The following is a 12930-nucleotide window of genomic DNA, read 5'->3' as shown; positions in this document are numbered from 1 at the left end:
GCCCGCTAACGCGCGCAGCCTCTTTGTCAAAGCGGTACGCGGAATTGTCATTGCTGCACTGAATTTGTTTTTGCAGGGGTTGGGCCTACGAGGCTGCATTTCCCTGAAGCAGTGACCTAGAGTGAGCGTAGGCCGAAAATAGCCCGCAACTCGAACGATTTTTTTCAAACGCCGCAGGAGAGATTCGCAATGGCTCAGCAGGGCAGTGGCTATCAAGCTCGCTATAAACGCATTCTACTCAAGCTCAGCGGCGAGGCCCTGATGGGGTCGGAAGAGTTCGGCATCGACCCCAAGGTGCTGGATCGCATGGCCCTTGAAGTCGGTCAGCTGGTCGGCATCGGCGTTCAGGTCGGCCTGGTCATCGGTGGCGGTAACCTGTTCCGCGGTGCAGCGCTGAGCGCGGCCGGCATGGATCGGGTCACGGGCGACCACATGGGCATGCTGGCCACCGTGATGAACGCGCTGGCCATGCGTGACGCGCTGGAGCGGGCCAATATCTCGGCCATCGTAATGTCCGCCATTTCCATGGTGGGTGTGACCGATCACTACGATCGTCGCAAAGCCATGCGTCACCTGAATGCCAAGGAAGTCGTGATTTTCGCCGCCGGTACCGGCAATCCGTTTTTCACCACGGATTCGGCAGCGTGCCTGCGCGCGATCGAGATCGACGCTGATGTCGTGCTGAAGGCAACCAAGGTCGATGGTGTGTACACTGCCGATCCATTCAAGGACCCGCATGCCGAGAAGTTCGATCGTCTGACCTATGACGAAGTGCTGGATCGCAAGCTGGGTGTAATGGATCTGACAGCCATCTGTCTGTGTCGTGACCACAAGATGCCACTGCGTGTCTTCAATATGAACAAGCCCGGCGCCCTGCTGAACATTGTGCATGGCGGCGCGGAAGGTACTTTGATCGAGGAAGGCGAACAATGATCAACGAAATCAAGAAAGACGCTCAAGAGCGGATGAAGAAATCCCTTGAGTCCCTGGCCCATGCATTCGGCCAGATCCGTACCGGCAAGGCGCACCCGAGCATTCTCGGCAGCGTCATGGTGCCGTACTACGGTTCCGACACCCCTCTGAGCGGCGTCGCTAACGTCACCGTGAAGGACTCCCGTACGCTGCAGGTCGTGGCGTTCGAGCGCAACATGCTCTCTGCGGTCGACAAGGCTATCCAGAGCGCTGGCCTGAACCTCAACCCGACCAACCTGGGCGAGATGCTGTTGATCTCCATGCCTGCCCTGACGGAAGAGACCCGCAAGGGCTTCACCAAGCAGGCACGCAGCGCCGCAGAAGACGCCCGCGTTGCCGTGCGTAACATTCGCCGTGACGCTTTGGGTGAGCTGAAGAAGCTGGTCAAGGACAAGGAAATCAGCGAAGACGAAGAGCGCCGCGCCGCTGCCGACATCCAGAAGCTGACGGACAAGGCTGAGGCGGACATCGACGCCGCGACCAAGTCCAAAGAAGCGGACCTGATGGCCGTATAAGGGCCGGGAAGCTTTCATGGATAAGACAAAGCTGGCTGCGCCGGCATCGGTGCCGCGTCATGTCGCGATCATCATGGATGGGAACAACCGCTGGGCCAAGAAGCGCCTGCTACCGGGTGTAGCAGGCCACAAAGCCGGCGTCGACGCTGTTCGTGCGGTGATTGAAGTCTGTGCCGAGGCCAAGGTCGAGGTGCTGACCTTGTTCGCGTTTTCCAGCGAGAACTGGCAGCGCCCGGCGGAAGAAGTCGGCGCGCTGATGGAGTTGTTTTTCACGGCGCTACGCCGCGAGACCAAGCGCCTTAACGAGAACGGCATCAGCCTGCGCATCATCGGCGACCGTTCGCGGTTCCACCCTGAACTGCAGGCTGCCATCCGCGAAGCCGAGCAGCGCACGGCTGAAAACAGTCGCTTCGTTCTGCAGATCGCCGCCAACTACGGCGGTCAGTGGGATATCGCGCAGGCGGCCCAGCGGCTGGCACGCGAAGTTCAGGCCGGCCACCTGCGCCCGGAGGACATCACCCCGGAACTGCTGCAAACGTGCCTGGCCACGGGTGACCTGCCGTTGCCCGATCTCTGCATCCGCACGGGCGGCGAGCACCGCATCAGCAATTTCCTGCTCTGGCAGCTGGCCTACGCCGAGCTGTATTTCTCCGACCTGTTCTGGCCGGACTTCAAACACGATGCCATGCGCACTGCGCTGGCCGATTTCGCTTCTCGCCAACGCCGCTTCGGGAAAACCAGCGAGCAGGTAGAAGCTGGAGCCCGCGCTTAATGCTTAAACAACGAATCATCACTGCGTTGATCCTTGCGCCGCTGGCCCTGTGCGGTTTCTTCCTGCTCGAAGGCGGCAGCTTTGCCTTGTTCATCGGCGCGGTGGTCGTGCTTGGCGGCTGGGAATGGGCTCGCCTATCAGGCTTTGAAGCGCAATCGTCCCGCATTCTGTACGCCGTGGTGGTCGCTGCGCTGCTGTTTCTGCTGTACCTGCTGCCGGACCTTGCGCCATGGTTGCTGGTGGCGGCACTGATCTGGTGGCTGATGGCAACCTGGCTGGTGCTCACCTTTCCCGAGTCCAGCGCGCATTGGGCCAGTGCCATCTGCAAGCTGGTGATCGGCCTGCTGATATTGCTGCCGGCATGGCAGGGGCTGGTACTGATCAAGCAAATGCCGCTGGGCAACTGGCTGATCCTCTCGGTGATGATCCTGGTGTGGGGCGCCGACATTGGCGCCTACTTTTCCGGCAAGGCATTCGGCAAGCGCAAGCTGGCGCCGAAGGTCAGCCCGGGTAAAAGCTGGGAGGGCCTTTATGGCGGCCTGGCAGCATGCCTGCTGATCACAGCGGTGGTGGGTGTCTACCGCGGCTGGTCACTGGGTGAAATCATCTTCGCCCTGGTGTCTGCAGCGATCGTCGTGCTTATCTCGGTCGTAGGCGATCTCACCGAAAGCATGTTCAAGCGCAAATCCGGGGTCAAGGACAGCAGCAACCTGCTACCGGGCCATGGCGGCGTGCTGGATCGCATCGACAGCCTGACCGCCGCCATTCCGGTGTTCGCCTTGTTGCTCTGGGCCGCCAAAGATTGGGGCGTGATGTGAGTACGCCTCAGCTCATTACCGTACTTGGCGCAACGGGCTCGGTCGGGTTAAGCACGCTGGATGTCATCGCGCGCCACCCGTCGCGGTACCAGGTGTTTGCCCTGACGGGTCATACACGTATGGCCGAACTGCTGGCATTGTGCGTTCGCCATACCCCGCAGTTTGCCGTGGTGCCGACGACGGCCGCCGCCCGCCAGTTGCAGGACGACCTTCGCGCAGCCGGTCTGGATACGCGTGTGCTGGTGGGGGAGGGCGGGCTCTGCGAAGTGTCTGCGCACCCTCTGGTGGATACTGTGCTGGCGGCTATCGTGGGTGCCGCCGGTTTGCGCCCGACCCTTGCCGCGGTCGAGGCGGGCAAGAAAGTCCTGCTGGCCAACAAGGAAGCGCTGGTCATGTCCGGCGCCTTGTTCATGCAGGCTGTCCGCCGCAGTGGCACGGTACTGCTGCCCCTCGACAGCGAGCACAACGCGATCTTCCAGTGCTTGCCGCGTAATTACGAAAACGGCCTCGAGAAGGTCGGCGTCCGGCGCATTCTGTTGACTGCCTCCGGTGGTCCGTTCCGGCAGACACCGCTCGCCGACCTGGAACACGTCTCGCCGGATCAGGCGTGTGCCCATCCCAACTGGTCCATGGGCCGCAAGATTTCCGTCGATTCCGCCAGCATGATGAACAAGGGCCTTGAGCTGATCGAAGCCTGCTGGCTGTTCGATACGACGCCCGCGCGGATCGAGGTGGTGATTCACCCTCAGAGCGTGATCCATTCGATGGTCGATTACGTCGACGGCTCGGTGCTGGCGCAACTGGGTAATCCTGACATGCGCACGCCGATTGCCCACGCGCTGGCCTGGCCTGAGCGCATTGATTCCGGCGTTGCGCCGCTGGATCTGTTCAGCATCGCGCGGCTGGACTTCGAAGCACCGGACGAAGTGCGCTTCCCATGCCTGCGTCTGGCGCGGCAAGCTGCCGAGGCGGGGGACAGTGCACCCGCAGTGCTGAATGCTGCCAATGAAGTCGCAGTCGCCGCGTTTCTCGACAAGCGCATTCGCTACCCGGAAATCGCGAGTATGATCGACGAGGTTTTGAACCTTGAGCCTGTCGTTGCCGTGTCCGAACTGGAGACAGTGTTCGAGATCGATGCGCGGGCGCGGGCGCTGGCCGAGCAGTGGCTAGGTCGCAATGGTCGCTAGGCAGTCGGTTCAGGCACTGATGATTTCGACGAATTGCACGCAATGTGGGCTTCAACGCACCGCTAGATCGGTACCCGGAGAGCAGCGATGAGCGCGCTATACATGATTGTCGGCACCCTGGTTGCGTTGGGCGTGCTGGTAACGTTTCACGAATTCGGTCACTTCTGGGTGGCGCGTCGGTGTGGCGTCAAGGTCCTGCGTTTTTCAGTGGGCTTTGGCATGCCGTTGCTGCGCTGGAGTGATCGCAAGGGCACCGAATACGTCGTTGCGGCGATTCCCCTCGGCGGCTACGTGAAAATGCTCGACGAACGGGAGGGCGACGTTCCCCCCGAGCTGGCGGATCAATCCTTCAATCGCAAGTCGGTTTATCAGCGCATCGCCATCGTGATCGCCGGCCCGGTCGCCAATTTTCTGCTGGCGATTGTGTTTTTCTGGGTACTCGCCATGCTGGGCAGCCAGCAGGTCCGACCCGTCGTCGGCGGCGTTGAGCCAGGCAGCATTGCGGAAAAGGCCGGGCTGAGTTCCGGTCAGGAAATCGTCTCCGTTGATGGTGAGGCCGTCACCGGATGGGCGGGCGTGAACTTGCAGCTGGTCCGCCGTCTGGGTGAAAGCGGCAGCATTGCGCTGAACGTTCGCGATCAGGGTTCCGACGTGGAAACCCCGCGCTCGCTGGTGCTCAACGACTGGCTCAAGGGCGCAGCCGAGCCGGACCCGATCCGTTCGCTGGGTATCCGCCCGTGGCGTCCGGCCCTGCCGCCGGTGTTGGCGGAGCTTGATCCGAAAGGCCCTGCGCAGGCCGCAGGTCTTAAGACCGGCGACCGCTTGCTTGCCCTCAATGGCGAGCCGGTCGACGAATGGCAAAAGGTCGTGGATTGGGTACGTGTCCACCCGGATACGCGGATTTCGGTGGGCGTGGAGCGTGACGGCGCGCGGCTGGATGTGCCCGTTGATCTGGTTACACGGGGCGAAGGCACTGCCGCGACGGGATATCTCGGCGCCGGTGTTAAAGGTGTGGATTGGCCACCGGAGATGTTGCGCGAGGTCAGTTACGGTCCTGTAGCCGCCGTCGCAGAAGGCGCGCGGCGTACCTGGACGATGAGCGTGCTGACCCTCGATTCGCTGAAGAAAATGTTGTTCGGCGAGCTCTCGGTAAAAAACTTGAGCGGACCGATAACCATTGCTAAAGTGGCGGGCGCTTCGGCCCAGTCAGGCGTAGGTGACTTCCTGAATTTCCTCGCTTATCTGAGCATAAGCCTGGGTGTTCTCAATTTGCTGCCCATACCGGTACTGGATGGGGGGCACTTGCTGTTTTATCTGATCGAGTGGGCGCGTGGTCGACCACTGTCAGAGAAGGTGCAGGGCTGGGGGGTTCAGATCGGTGTCAGTCTGGTGGTTGGAGTGATGTTGCTCGCACTGGTCAACGATCTGGGACGACTGTAAAAGCTACGCCGAATTGTGAATCTGCCGCATTTTGCGGCAGTTTGTTTATTGCCAGTTGGAATAAGAAAGGACTTCATGAAACGTCTGCTGCTAACTGCGGTTCTTGCCGTACTGATGATCGCCGAAGTTCACGCCGAGTCCTTCACTATCTCCGATATTCGTGTCAACGGTCTGCAGCGGGTTTCCGCCGGCAGCGTGTTTGGCGCGCTGCCGTTGAACGTGGGTGAACAGGCCGATGATGGGCGTCTTGTCGACGCAACTCGTGCGCTGTTCAAAACCGGATTTTTCCAGGACATCCAGCTGGGCCGCGACGGTAACGTCCTGGTCATCACAGTTGTCGAGCGTCCGTCGGTTTCGAGTATCGAGATCGAAGGCAACAAAGCGATCACCACTGAGGACCTTATGAAGGGTCTGAAGCAGTCGGGTCTGGCCGAAGGCGAGATTTTCCAGCGCGCCACGCTGGAAGGCGTCCGCAACGAGCTGCAACGTCAGTACGTGGCTCAGGGCCGCTATTCTGCAGAAGTCGCCACCGAAGTCGTGCCGCAGCCGCGCAACCGTGTGGGTCTGAAGATCAACATCAACGAAGGCGCGGTCGCCGCCATTCAGCACATCAACGTGGTGGGTAACTCGGTTTTTCCTGAAGACGATCTGGTCGACCTGTTCGAACTGAAAACCACCAACTGGCTTTCCTTCTTCAAGAACGACGACAAATACGCCCGTGAGAAACTCTCTGGCGACCTGGAACGTCTGCGTTCGTATTACCTCGATCGCGGCTATATCAACATGGATATCGCCTCGACCCAGGTATCCATCACGCCCGACAAGAAAAGCGTGTACATCACCGTCAACATTCATGAGGGCGAGAAGTACAGCGTGAAGTCGGTCAAGCTGAGCGGTGACCTCAAGGTCCCCGAAGATCAGGTCAAGTCGCTGTTGCTGGTCAAGCCGGGCCAGGTGTTCTCCCGCAAGGTGATGACCACAACCTCCGAGCTGATCACCCGCCGTCTGGGTAACGAGGGTTACACCTTTGCCAACGTCAACGGTGTGCCAACGCCGAATGACGAAGACCACACCGTCGACATTACCTTTGTTGTCGATCCGGGCAAGCGTGCATACGTCAACCGCATTAACTTCCGTGGCAACACCAAGACAGCGGACGAAGTGCTGCGTCGCGAAATGCGCCAGATGGAAGGCGGCTGGGCATCCACTTACCTGATCGACCAGTCCAAGACCCGTCTTGACCGTCTGGGCTTCTTCAAGGAAGTGAACGTTGAAACCCCGGCGGTGCCTGGTACCGACGATCAGGTTGACGTGAACTACGCAGTAGAAGAGCAGGCGTCCGGTTCTATCACCGCCAGCGTCGGCTTTGCGCAGAGCGCCGGTCTGATCCTCGGTGGTTCCATCAGCCAGAACAACTTCCTGGGTACCGGTAACAAGGTCAGCATCGGCCTGACCAAAAGCGAATACCAGACCCGTTACAACTTCAGCTACGTCGACCCGTACTTCACGCCTGACGGTGTGAGCCTTGGCTACAGCGCGTTCTACCGCAAGACCGACTACGACGACCTCGACGTCGACGTCGCGAGCTACTCGGTCGACAGCCTGGGTGCCGGTATCAACATGGGCTACCCGATCAGCGAAACCTCTCGCCTGAACTTCGGCCTGTCGGTACAGAAGGATGAGCTGAGCACCGGTAAGTACACCGTTGACGAAATTTTCGACTTCATCGAGCAGGAAGGCGACAGCTTCACCAACTTCAAAGCGTCGGTGGGCTGGTCCGAGTCGACGTTGAACAAAGGCACGTTGCCGACCCGTGGCAGCTCCCAGAGCCTGACCCTGGAAACGACTATTCCGGGCAGCGACCTGTCGTTCTACAAACTTGATTATCGCGGCCAGTTGTTCCACCCGATCACCAGCAACTACACCCTGCGTCTGCACTCGGAACTGGGTTATGGCGACGGTTATGGCTCGACGTCTGGTCTGCCGTTCTACGAGAACTACTACGCCGGTGGCTTCAACTCGGTACGTGGCTTCAAGGACAGCACGCTGGGCCCGCGCAGCACGCCAAGTCGTGATCCCTCCAACGGCGGTAAGCCAGGAACCATTGCTGACCCGGATCAAGATCCGCTGCCGTTCGGTGGTAACGTCCTCATCACTGGTGGTGCTGAAATCCTGTTTCCGCTGCCGTTCATCAAGGATCAGCGTTCGTTGCGTACCTCTATTTTCTGGGACGTGGGCAACACGTTTAACACCAACTGCGGTTCACAGAAGAAATCGACTGACGGCCAAAAAGTCGAATGTAACGGCCCGGATCTGTCCGGCCTTGCAAGCTCCGTCGGTGTCGGCGTGACATGGGTCACTGCCTTGGGTCCGTTGAGTTTCGCCCTGGCGATGCCGGTCAAGAAGCCGGACGACAGCACCGAAACCCAGGTCTTCCAATTCTCCCTCGGTCAGACCTTCTAAGGGTCTGATCACTGCTAACGACAACGGATTCTGTAGGAGTTACATCGTGCGTAAGTTGACCCAATTGGCATTGCTGGCAACGGTTCTGATCGCAGGCCCGGCATTTGCTGACATGAAAATCGCAGTACTGAACTACCAGATGGCGCTGCTAGAGTCCGACGCAGCCAAACGGTATGCAGTAGATGCAGAGAAAAAATTCGGTCCTCAGCTGACCAAACTGAAGGCTCTGGAGAGCAGCGCGAAAGGTATCCAGGATCGTCTGGTCGCCGGTGGCGACAAGATGGCCCAGCCTGAGCGCGAGCGTCTGGAGCTGGACTTCAAGCAAAAGGCCCGTGACTTCCAGTTCCAGTCCAAGGAGCTGAACGAAGCCAAGGCTGTTGCTGACCGCGACATGCTCAAGCAACTCAAGCCGAAGCTGGACCAGGCGGTAGAAGAAGTCATCAAGAAAGGTGGTTTTGACCTGGTGTTCGAGCGCGGTGCCGTGATTGACGTCAAGCCACAATATGACGTCACTCGCCAGGTTATCGAGCGCATGAATCAGCTGAAGTAAGTTAATGACTGCGACCATCACACTCGGCCAATTGGCCGAGTTCCTCGGTGCCACCCTGCGTGGCCCGGCGGACAAGCGAATCACAGGACTGGCAACCTTGCAGGAAGCCGGTCCTGATCAGGTCAGTTTTCTGGCCAATCCTCAGTACCGAAAATTCCTCGCGACCACCCAGGCCGCTGCCGTGCTGCTCAAGCCGACAGATGCGGAAGGGTATGCCGCCGACGCGTTGCTGGTGCCTGATCCGTATTTGGCCTACGCCCGTATTTCCCATCTGTTCGATCCGAAGCCGAAGGCTGCTGTTGGTGTTCATCCAACAGCCGTGGTGGCGGCGGATGCTTTCGTCGACCCGGCGGCCAGCGTTGGCGCCTATGCGGTCATCGAAAGCGGCGCACGGATTGCGGCTGGCGTGACCATCGGCGCTCATTGCTTCATCGGTGCGCGCAGCGTAATTGGCGAGAGCGGCTGGCTTGCCCCGCGCGTCACGCTGTATCACGACGTCCGTATCGGGCAGCGAGTGGTTATCCAGTCCGGCGCAGTGTTGGGCGGTGAAGGTTTTGGTTTCGCCAACGAGAAAGGCGTCTGGCAGAAGATCGCGCAGATTGGCGGTGTGACCATCGGTGACGATGTCGAGATTGGCGTAAACACCGCCATCGACCGCGGCGCCATGGATGACACCCGCATCGGCAATGGCGTGAAGCTGGATAACCAGATTCAGATCGCTCACAACGTTCAGATCGGTGATCACACGGCCATGGCTGCGTGTGTGGGTATCTCAGGCAGCGCCAAAATCGGCAAGCACTGCATGCTTGCCGGCGGTGTCGGGCTGGTGGGCCATATCGAGATCTGCGACGGGGTTTTCGTCACCGGCATGACCATGGTCACGCGGTCGATCACCGAGCCCGGCTCCTATTCTTCGGGAACGGCGATGCAGCCGGCGGCAGAGTGGCGCAAGAGCGCGGCACGCATGCGTCATCTCGACGACATGGCGCGGCGCCTGCAGCACCTGGAAAAGATTGTCGAGGCAGTGACCTCAGGCGGTAAAGCTTCATCTGATGGCTGATACTTTTTTCTTATCAAGCGTGCACAGCCGATAAACTGCCTCCTTGATTTGCTAGAGGAGTGACGCGCGTTAGTCGCGCCCTCCCAATCTTTACTACAGGCTTCCCTTCGAAATGATGGACATCAACGAAATCCGCGAATATCTGCCGCACCGTTACCCGTTCCTGCTTGTGGACCGTGTGGTGGAGCTGGATGTCGAGACCAAAAGCATTCGTGCCTACAAGAATGTCAGCATCAACGAGCCTTTCTTCAATGGCCACTTTCCTCAGCACCCGATCATGCCGGGCGTGCTGATCATTGAGGCCATGGCTCAAGCGGCCGGCATCCTGGGCTTCAAGATGCTCGATGTGAAGCCTGCCGATGGCACCCTTTATTACTTCGTCGGCTCCGACAAACTGCGCTTCCGCCAGCCAGTACTGCCGGGCGACCAGCTGATCCTTGAAGCAAAATTCCTCAGCTGCAAGCGCCAGATCTGGAAGTTCGAATGTCAGGCGTCGGTTGATGGCAAGCCGGTGTGCTCGGCTGAAATCATCTGCGCGGAACGCAAACTATGAGTTTGATTGACTCTCGCGCAATCATCGATCCGACGGCCGTACTGGCCGACAATGTGGAGGTCGGCCCGTGGTCGATCGTCGGACCTGGTGTGGAAATCGGCGAGGGTACAGTGATCGGTCCGCATGTGATCCTGCGCGGCCCGACCAGGATCGGCAAACACAACCACATCTACCAGTTTTCCTCGGTAGGTGAGGACACGCCTGATCTGAAATACAAAGGTGAAGCGACGCGTCTGGTGATCGGTGACCACAACGTCATCCGCGAAGGCGTGACGATTCACCGTGGCACCATCCAAGACCGCGCCGAAACCACGCTCGGTGACCACAACCTGATCATGGCCTACGCGCACATCGGGCATGACAGCGTCATCGGCAATCACTGCATTCTGGTCAACAACACCGCGTTGGCTGGCCATGTGCACGTGGATGACTGGGCGATTCTGTCCGGGTTCACACTGGTGCATCAGTACTGCCACATCGGCGCGCACAGCTTTTCCGGCATGGGCACTGCCATCGGCAAGGACGTCCCGGCGTTCGTCACCGTGTTCGGCAACCCCGCCGAAGCCCGCAGCATGAACTTCGAAGGCATGCGTCGTCGCGGCTTCTCCGAAGAGTCGATTCACGCGCTGCGCCGCGCCTACAAGACCGTCTACCGTCAGGGTCTGACCGTAGAGCAGGCGATCGTCGAGCTGAGCGAGCCTGCTGCGCAGTTCCCTGAAGTGGAGCTGTTCCTCAAGTCCATCCAGTCTTCGACTCGCGGCATCACTCGCTGACCATGGCTCGCTTGCGTATTGCGCTGGTGGCCGGAGAGGCTTCCGGCGACATTCTCGGCTCCGGCTTGATGCGTGCGATCAAGGCGAGGCACCCGGACGCCGAATTCATCGGTGTCGGCGGTCCGCTCATGGAAGCCCAGGGCATGACGTCGTATTTTCCGATGGAGCGCCTGTCGGTCATGGGGCTGGTGGAAGTACTCGGCCGGCTCAAAGAGCTGCTCGCCCGTCGCAAGTTGCTGATTCAGACCCTCATTGACGAGAAGCCGGACGTGTTCATCGGCATCGATGCCCCGGACTTCACTCTTAATATCGAGCTCAAGCTGCGTCAGGCCGGGATCAAGACCGTTCATTACGTCAGCCCGTCCGTGTGGGCGTGGCGTCAGAAGCGTGTCCTGAAGATCCGCGAAGGCTGCGACCTGATGCTGACCTTGCTGCCGTTCGAAGCCCGTTTCTACGAAGAGCAAGGCGTGCCGGTGCGCTTTGTCGGGCACCCGTTGGCCGACACCATTCCGTTGCAGGCCGATCAACTGGCCGCTCGCGCCGCGCTTGGCTTGGGCGAAGGCCCGGTGGTTGCGTTGATGCCGGGCAGTCGCGGTGGTGAGGTCGGGCGTCTCGGTGCCCTGTTTTTCGACGCAGCTGAGCGCCTTGTGGCAGTGCGTCCCGACATCCGTTTCGTGCTGCCCTGTGCCAGCCCTCAGCGCCGTGAACAGATCGAACAACTGCTGCAGGGGCGCGAACTGCCGCTGACGCTGCTCGATGGCCAGTCCCATGTAGCGCTGGCGGCGTGCAATGCCGTGCTGATCGCTTCCGGGACCGCGACCCTCGAAGCACTGCTGTACAAGCGACCGATGGTGGTTGCCTATCGTCTGGCACCACTGACTTACTGGATACTCAAGCGGATGGTGAAGAGCCCGTACGTGTCGCTGCCGAACCTGCTGGCCCAGCGTTTGCTGGTTCCGGAGCTTCTGCAGGACGCGGCGACCGCCGAGGCCCTGGCGCAGACGCTGCTGCCGTTGCTGGACGACGGCGACGCACAGACTGCCGGCTTTGATGCGATTCACCGTACCTTGCGTCGCGATGCATCCAATCAGGCTGCCGAGGCGGTATTGAACCTGATTGGCGCAACGCCTTCACAATGAGCAAGCAATCAATGCAAATGGGTCTGGACTTCAATCTCGTCGAGGATCTGGTCGCCGGTGTCGACGAAGTCGGCCGCGGTCCGCTGTGTGGCGCCGTGGTCACCGCGGCGGTCATTCTTGACCCCAAGCGCCCGATTCTGGGCCTGAACGATTCGAAGAAACTTACGGAAGCCAAGCGCGAGAGGCTGTTCGATGAGATCTGCGAGAAGGCGCTGTGCTGGCACATCGCGCGGGCTGAAGTCGAAGAGATCGATGAGCTGAATATTCTCCACGCCACCATGCTGGCCATGAAGCGTGCGGTAGAAGGTTTGATCATCACGCCGAAACTGGCGCTGATCGATGGCAATCGCTGCCCGCAGCTGTCGGTGCCCAGCGCCCCGGTCATTCAGGGTGATGCCCACGTGCCGGCCATTGCCGCCGCCTCGATTCTGGCCAAGGTCAGTCGCGACCGGGAAATGGCCCGCATGGAGCTGCTGTACCCGGGCTACGGCATCGGCGGCCACAAGGGTTATCCGACAGCCGTGCACTTGGAAGCCTTGGCGCGTTTGGGGCCAACGCCTATTCACCGGCGTTCCTTCGGTCCGGTCCGTCAGGCCTGGGCGGCACGGGACATGATGGTCGCCACCGGTTTCATGTCGCTGCCACTCAGTTGATCACGGGCTGATGTTTTTCTGAATGGCCGGTACAA

General features: G+C 60.0%; 13 protein-coding genes. All 13 read left to right on the top strand.

All coding sequences use genetic code 11. From position 1 onward, the window contains the following. Window positions 1–189: 189 nt before the first annotated feature. Window positions 190–933, top strand: a complete 744-nt coding sequence (gene pyrH, locus AC0Z8Z_RS08115) for a UMP kinase (RefSeq protein WP_037014256.1) — start codon at window positions 190–192, stop codon at window positions 931–933. Next, window positions 930–1487 carry a ribosome recycling factor gene (frr, locus tag AC0Z8Z_RS08110; protein WP_065989845.1) on the top strand — a complete coding sequence of 186 codons (558 nt, stop codon included), beginning with the start codon at window positions 930–932 and terminating at the stop codon, window positions 1485–1487. The genes pyrH and frr overlap by 4 nt, the downstream gene beginning before the upstream one ends. A 16-nt stretch (window positions 1488–1503) precedes the next feature. Further along, window positions 1504–2259, top strand: a complete 756-nt coding sequence (uppS, locus tag AC0Z8Z_RS08105; protein ID WP_074891303.1) for a polyprenyl diphosphate synthase — start codon at window positions 1504–1506, stop codon at window positions 2257–2259. Then, window positions 2259–3077, top strand: a complete 819-nt coding sequence (locus AC0Z8Z_RS08100) for a phosphatidate cytidylyltransferase (protein WP_172610965.1) — start codon at window positions 2259–2261, stop codon at window positions 3075–3077. Before uppS ends, AC0Z8Z_RS08100 begins: the two co-directional genes overlap by 1 nt. Then, on the top strand, window positions 3074–4264 hold the full coding sequence (gene ispC, locus AC0Z8Z_RS08095) for a 1-deoxy-D-xylulose-5-phosphate reductoisomerase (RefSeq protein ID WP_485618762.1): 1191 nt from the start codon (window positions 3074–3076) through the stop codon (window positions 4262–4264). The genes AC0Z8Z_RS08100 and ispC overlap by 4 nt, the downstream gene beginning before the upstream one ends. A gap of 87 nt (window positions 4265–4351) precedes the next feature. After that, window positions 4352–5704 (top strand): RIP metalloprotease RseP, encoded by a 1353-nt coding sequence (gene rseP / locus AC0Z8Z_RS08090; RefSeq protein WP_485618761.1) that lies wholly within the window; start codon window positions 4352–4354, stop codon window positions 5702–5704. 75 nt (window positions 5705–5779) lie between these two features. Next, window positions 5780–8167 carry an outer membrane protein assembly factor BamA gene (gene bamA / locus AC0Z8Z_RS08085; RefSeq protein WP_485618760.1) on the top strand — a complete coding sequence of 796 codons (2388 nt, stop codon included), beginning with the start codon at window positions 5780–5782 and terminating at the stop codon, window positions 8165–8167. Between the two features lie 46 nt (window positions 8168–8213). Beyond that, complete coding sequence (locus AC0Z8Z_RS08080; protein ID WP_037014235.1) at window positions 8214–8717, top strand: OmpH/Skp family outer membrane protein; 504 nt, start codon at window positions 8214–8216, stop codon at window positions 8715–8717. Between the two features lie 4 nt (window positions 8718–8721). Next, window positions 8722–9777 carry a UDP-3-O-(3-hydroxymyristoyl)glucosamine N-acyltransferase gene (gene lpxD / locus AC0Z8Z_RS08075; protein WP_485618759.1) on the top strand — a complete coding sequence of 352 codons (1056 nt, stop codon included), beginning with the start codon at window positions 8722–8724 and terminating at the stop codon, window positions 9775–9777. Between the two features lie 112 nt (window positions 9778–9889). Beyond that, window positions 9890–10330 carry a 3-hydroxyacyl-ACP dehydratase FabZ gene (gene fabZ, locus AC0Z8Z_RS08070; RefSeq protein ID WP_037014232.1) on the top strand — a complete coding sequence of 147 codons (441 nt, stop codon included), beginning with the start codon at window positions 9890–9892 and terminating at the stop codon, window positions 10328–10330. Continuing rightward, the gene (gene lpxA / locus AC0Z8Z_RS08065; RefSeq protein WP_122537369.1) at window positions 10327–11103 is read left to right on the top strand and encodes an acyl-ACP--UDP-N-acetylglucosamine O-acyltransferase; all 777 of its coding nucleotides are present in this window, start codon (window positions 10327–10329) and stop codon (window positions 11101–11103) included. The genes fabZ and lpxA overlap by 4 nt, the downstream gene beginning before the upstream one ends. Before the next feature lie 2 nt (window positions 11104–11105). Continuing rightward, entirely contained in the window at window positions 11106–12242 is a 1137-nt protein-coding gene (gene lpxB, locus AC0Z8Z_RS08060) for a lipid-A-disaccharide synthase (RefSeq protein WP_485618758.1), read from the top strand. A gap of 11 nt (window positions 12243–12253) precedes the next feature. After that, window positions 12254–12895 (top strand): ribonuclease HII, encoded by a 642-nt coding sequence (rnhB, locus tag AC0Z8Z_RS08055; protein WP_172610975.1) that lies wholly within the window; start codon window positions 12254–12256, stop codon window positions 12893–12895. The last annotated feature ends 35 nt before the right edge of the window (window positions 12896–12930 follow it).

This window comes from Pseudomonas sp. 1L-C-7-B-C1, from assembly GCF_057291635.1.
Note: the sequence above shows the minus strand (reverse complement) of the source record. Positions and strands in the feature narration are given on the sequence as shown.

Bases quoted from the DNA above. Each gene is read 5' to 3' on its own strand.
- pyrH (WP_037014256.1), top strand. From the start codon at position 190: ATGGCTCAGCAGGGCAGTGGCTATCAAGCTCGCTATAAACGCATTCTA.
- frr (WP_065989845.1), top strand. From the start codon at position 930: ATGATCAACGAAATCAAGAAAGACGCTCAAGAGCGGATGAAGAAATCC.
- uppS (WP_074891303.1), top strand. From the start codon at position 1,504: ATGGATAAGACAAAGCTGGCTGCGCCGGCATCGGTGCCGCGTCATGTC.
- AC0Z8Z_RS08100 (WP_172610965.1), top strand. From the start codon at position 2,259: ATGCTTAAACAACGAATCATCACTGCGTTGATCCTTGCGCCGCTGGCC.
- rseP (WP_485618761.1), top strand. From the start codon at position 4,352: ATGAGCGCGCTATACATGATTGTCGGCACCCTGGTTGCGTTGGGCGTG.
- bamA (WP_485618760.1), top strand. From the start codon at position 5,780: ATGAAACGTCTGCTGCTAACTGCGGTTCTTGCCGTACTGATGATCGCC.
- lpxD (WP_485618759.1), top strand. From the start codon at position 8,722: ATGACTGCGACCATCACACTCGGCCAATTGGCCGAGTTCCTCGGTGCC.
- fabZ (WP_037014232.1), top strand. From the start codon at position 9,890: ATGATGGACATCAACGAAATCCGCGAATATCTGCCGCACCGTTACCCG.
- lpxA (WP_122537369.1), top strand. From the start codon at position 10,327: ATGAGTTTGATTGACTCTCGCGCAATCATCGATCCGACGGCCGTACTG.
- lpxB (WP_485618758.1), top strand. From the start codon at position 11,106: ATGGCTCGCTTGCGTATTGCGCTGGTGGCCGGAGAGGCTTCCGGCGAC.
- rnhB (WP_172610975.1), top strand. From the start codon at position 12,254: ATGCAAATGGGTCTGGACTTCAATCTCGTCGAGGATCTGGTCGCCGGT.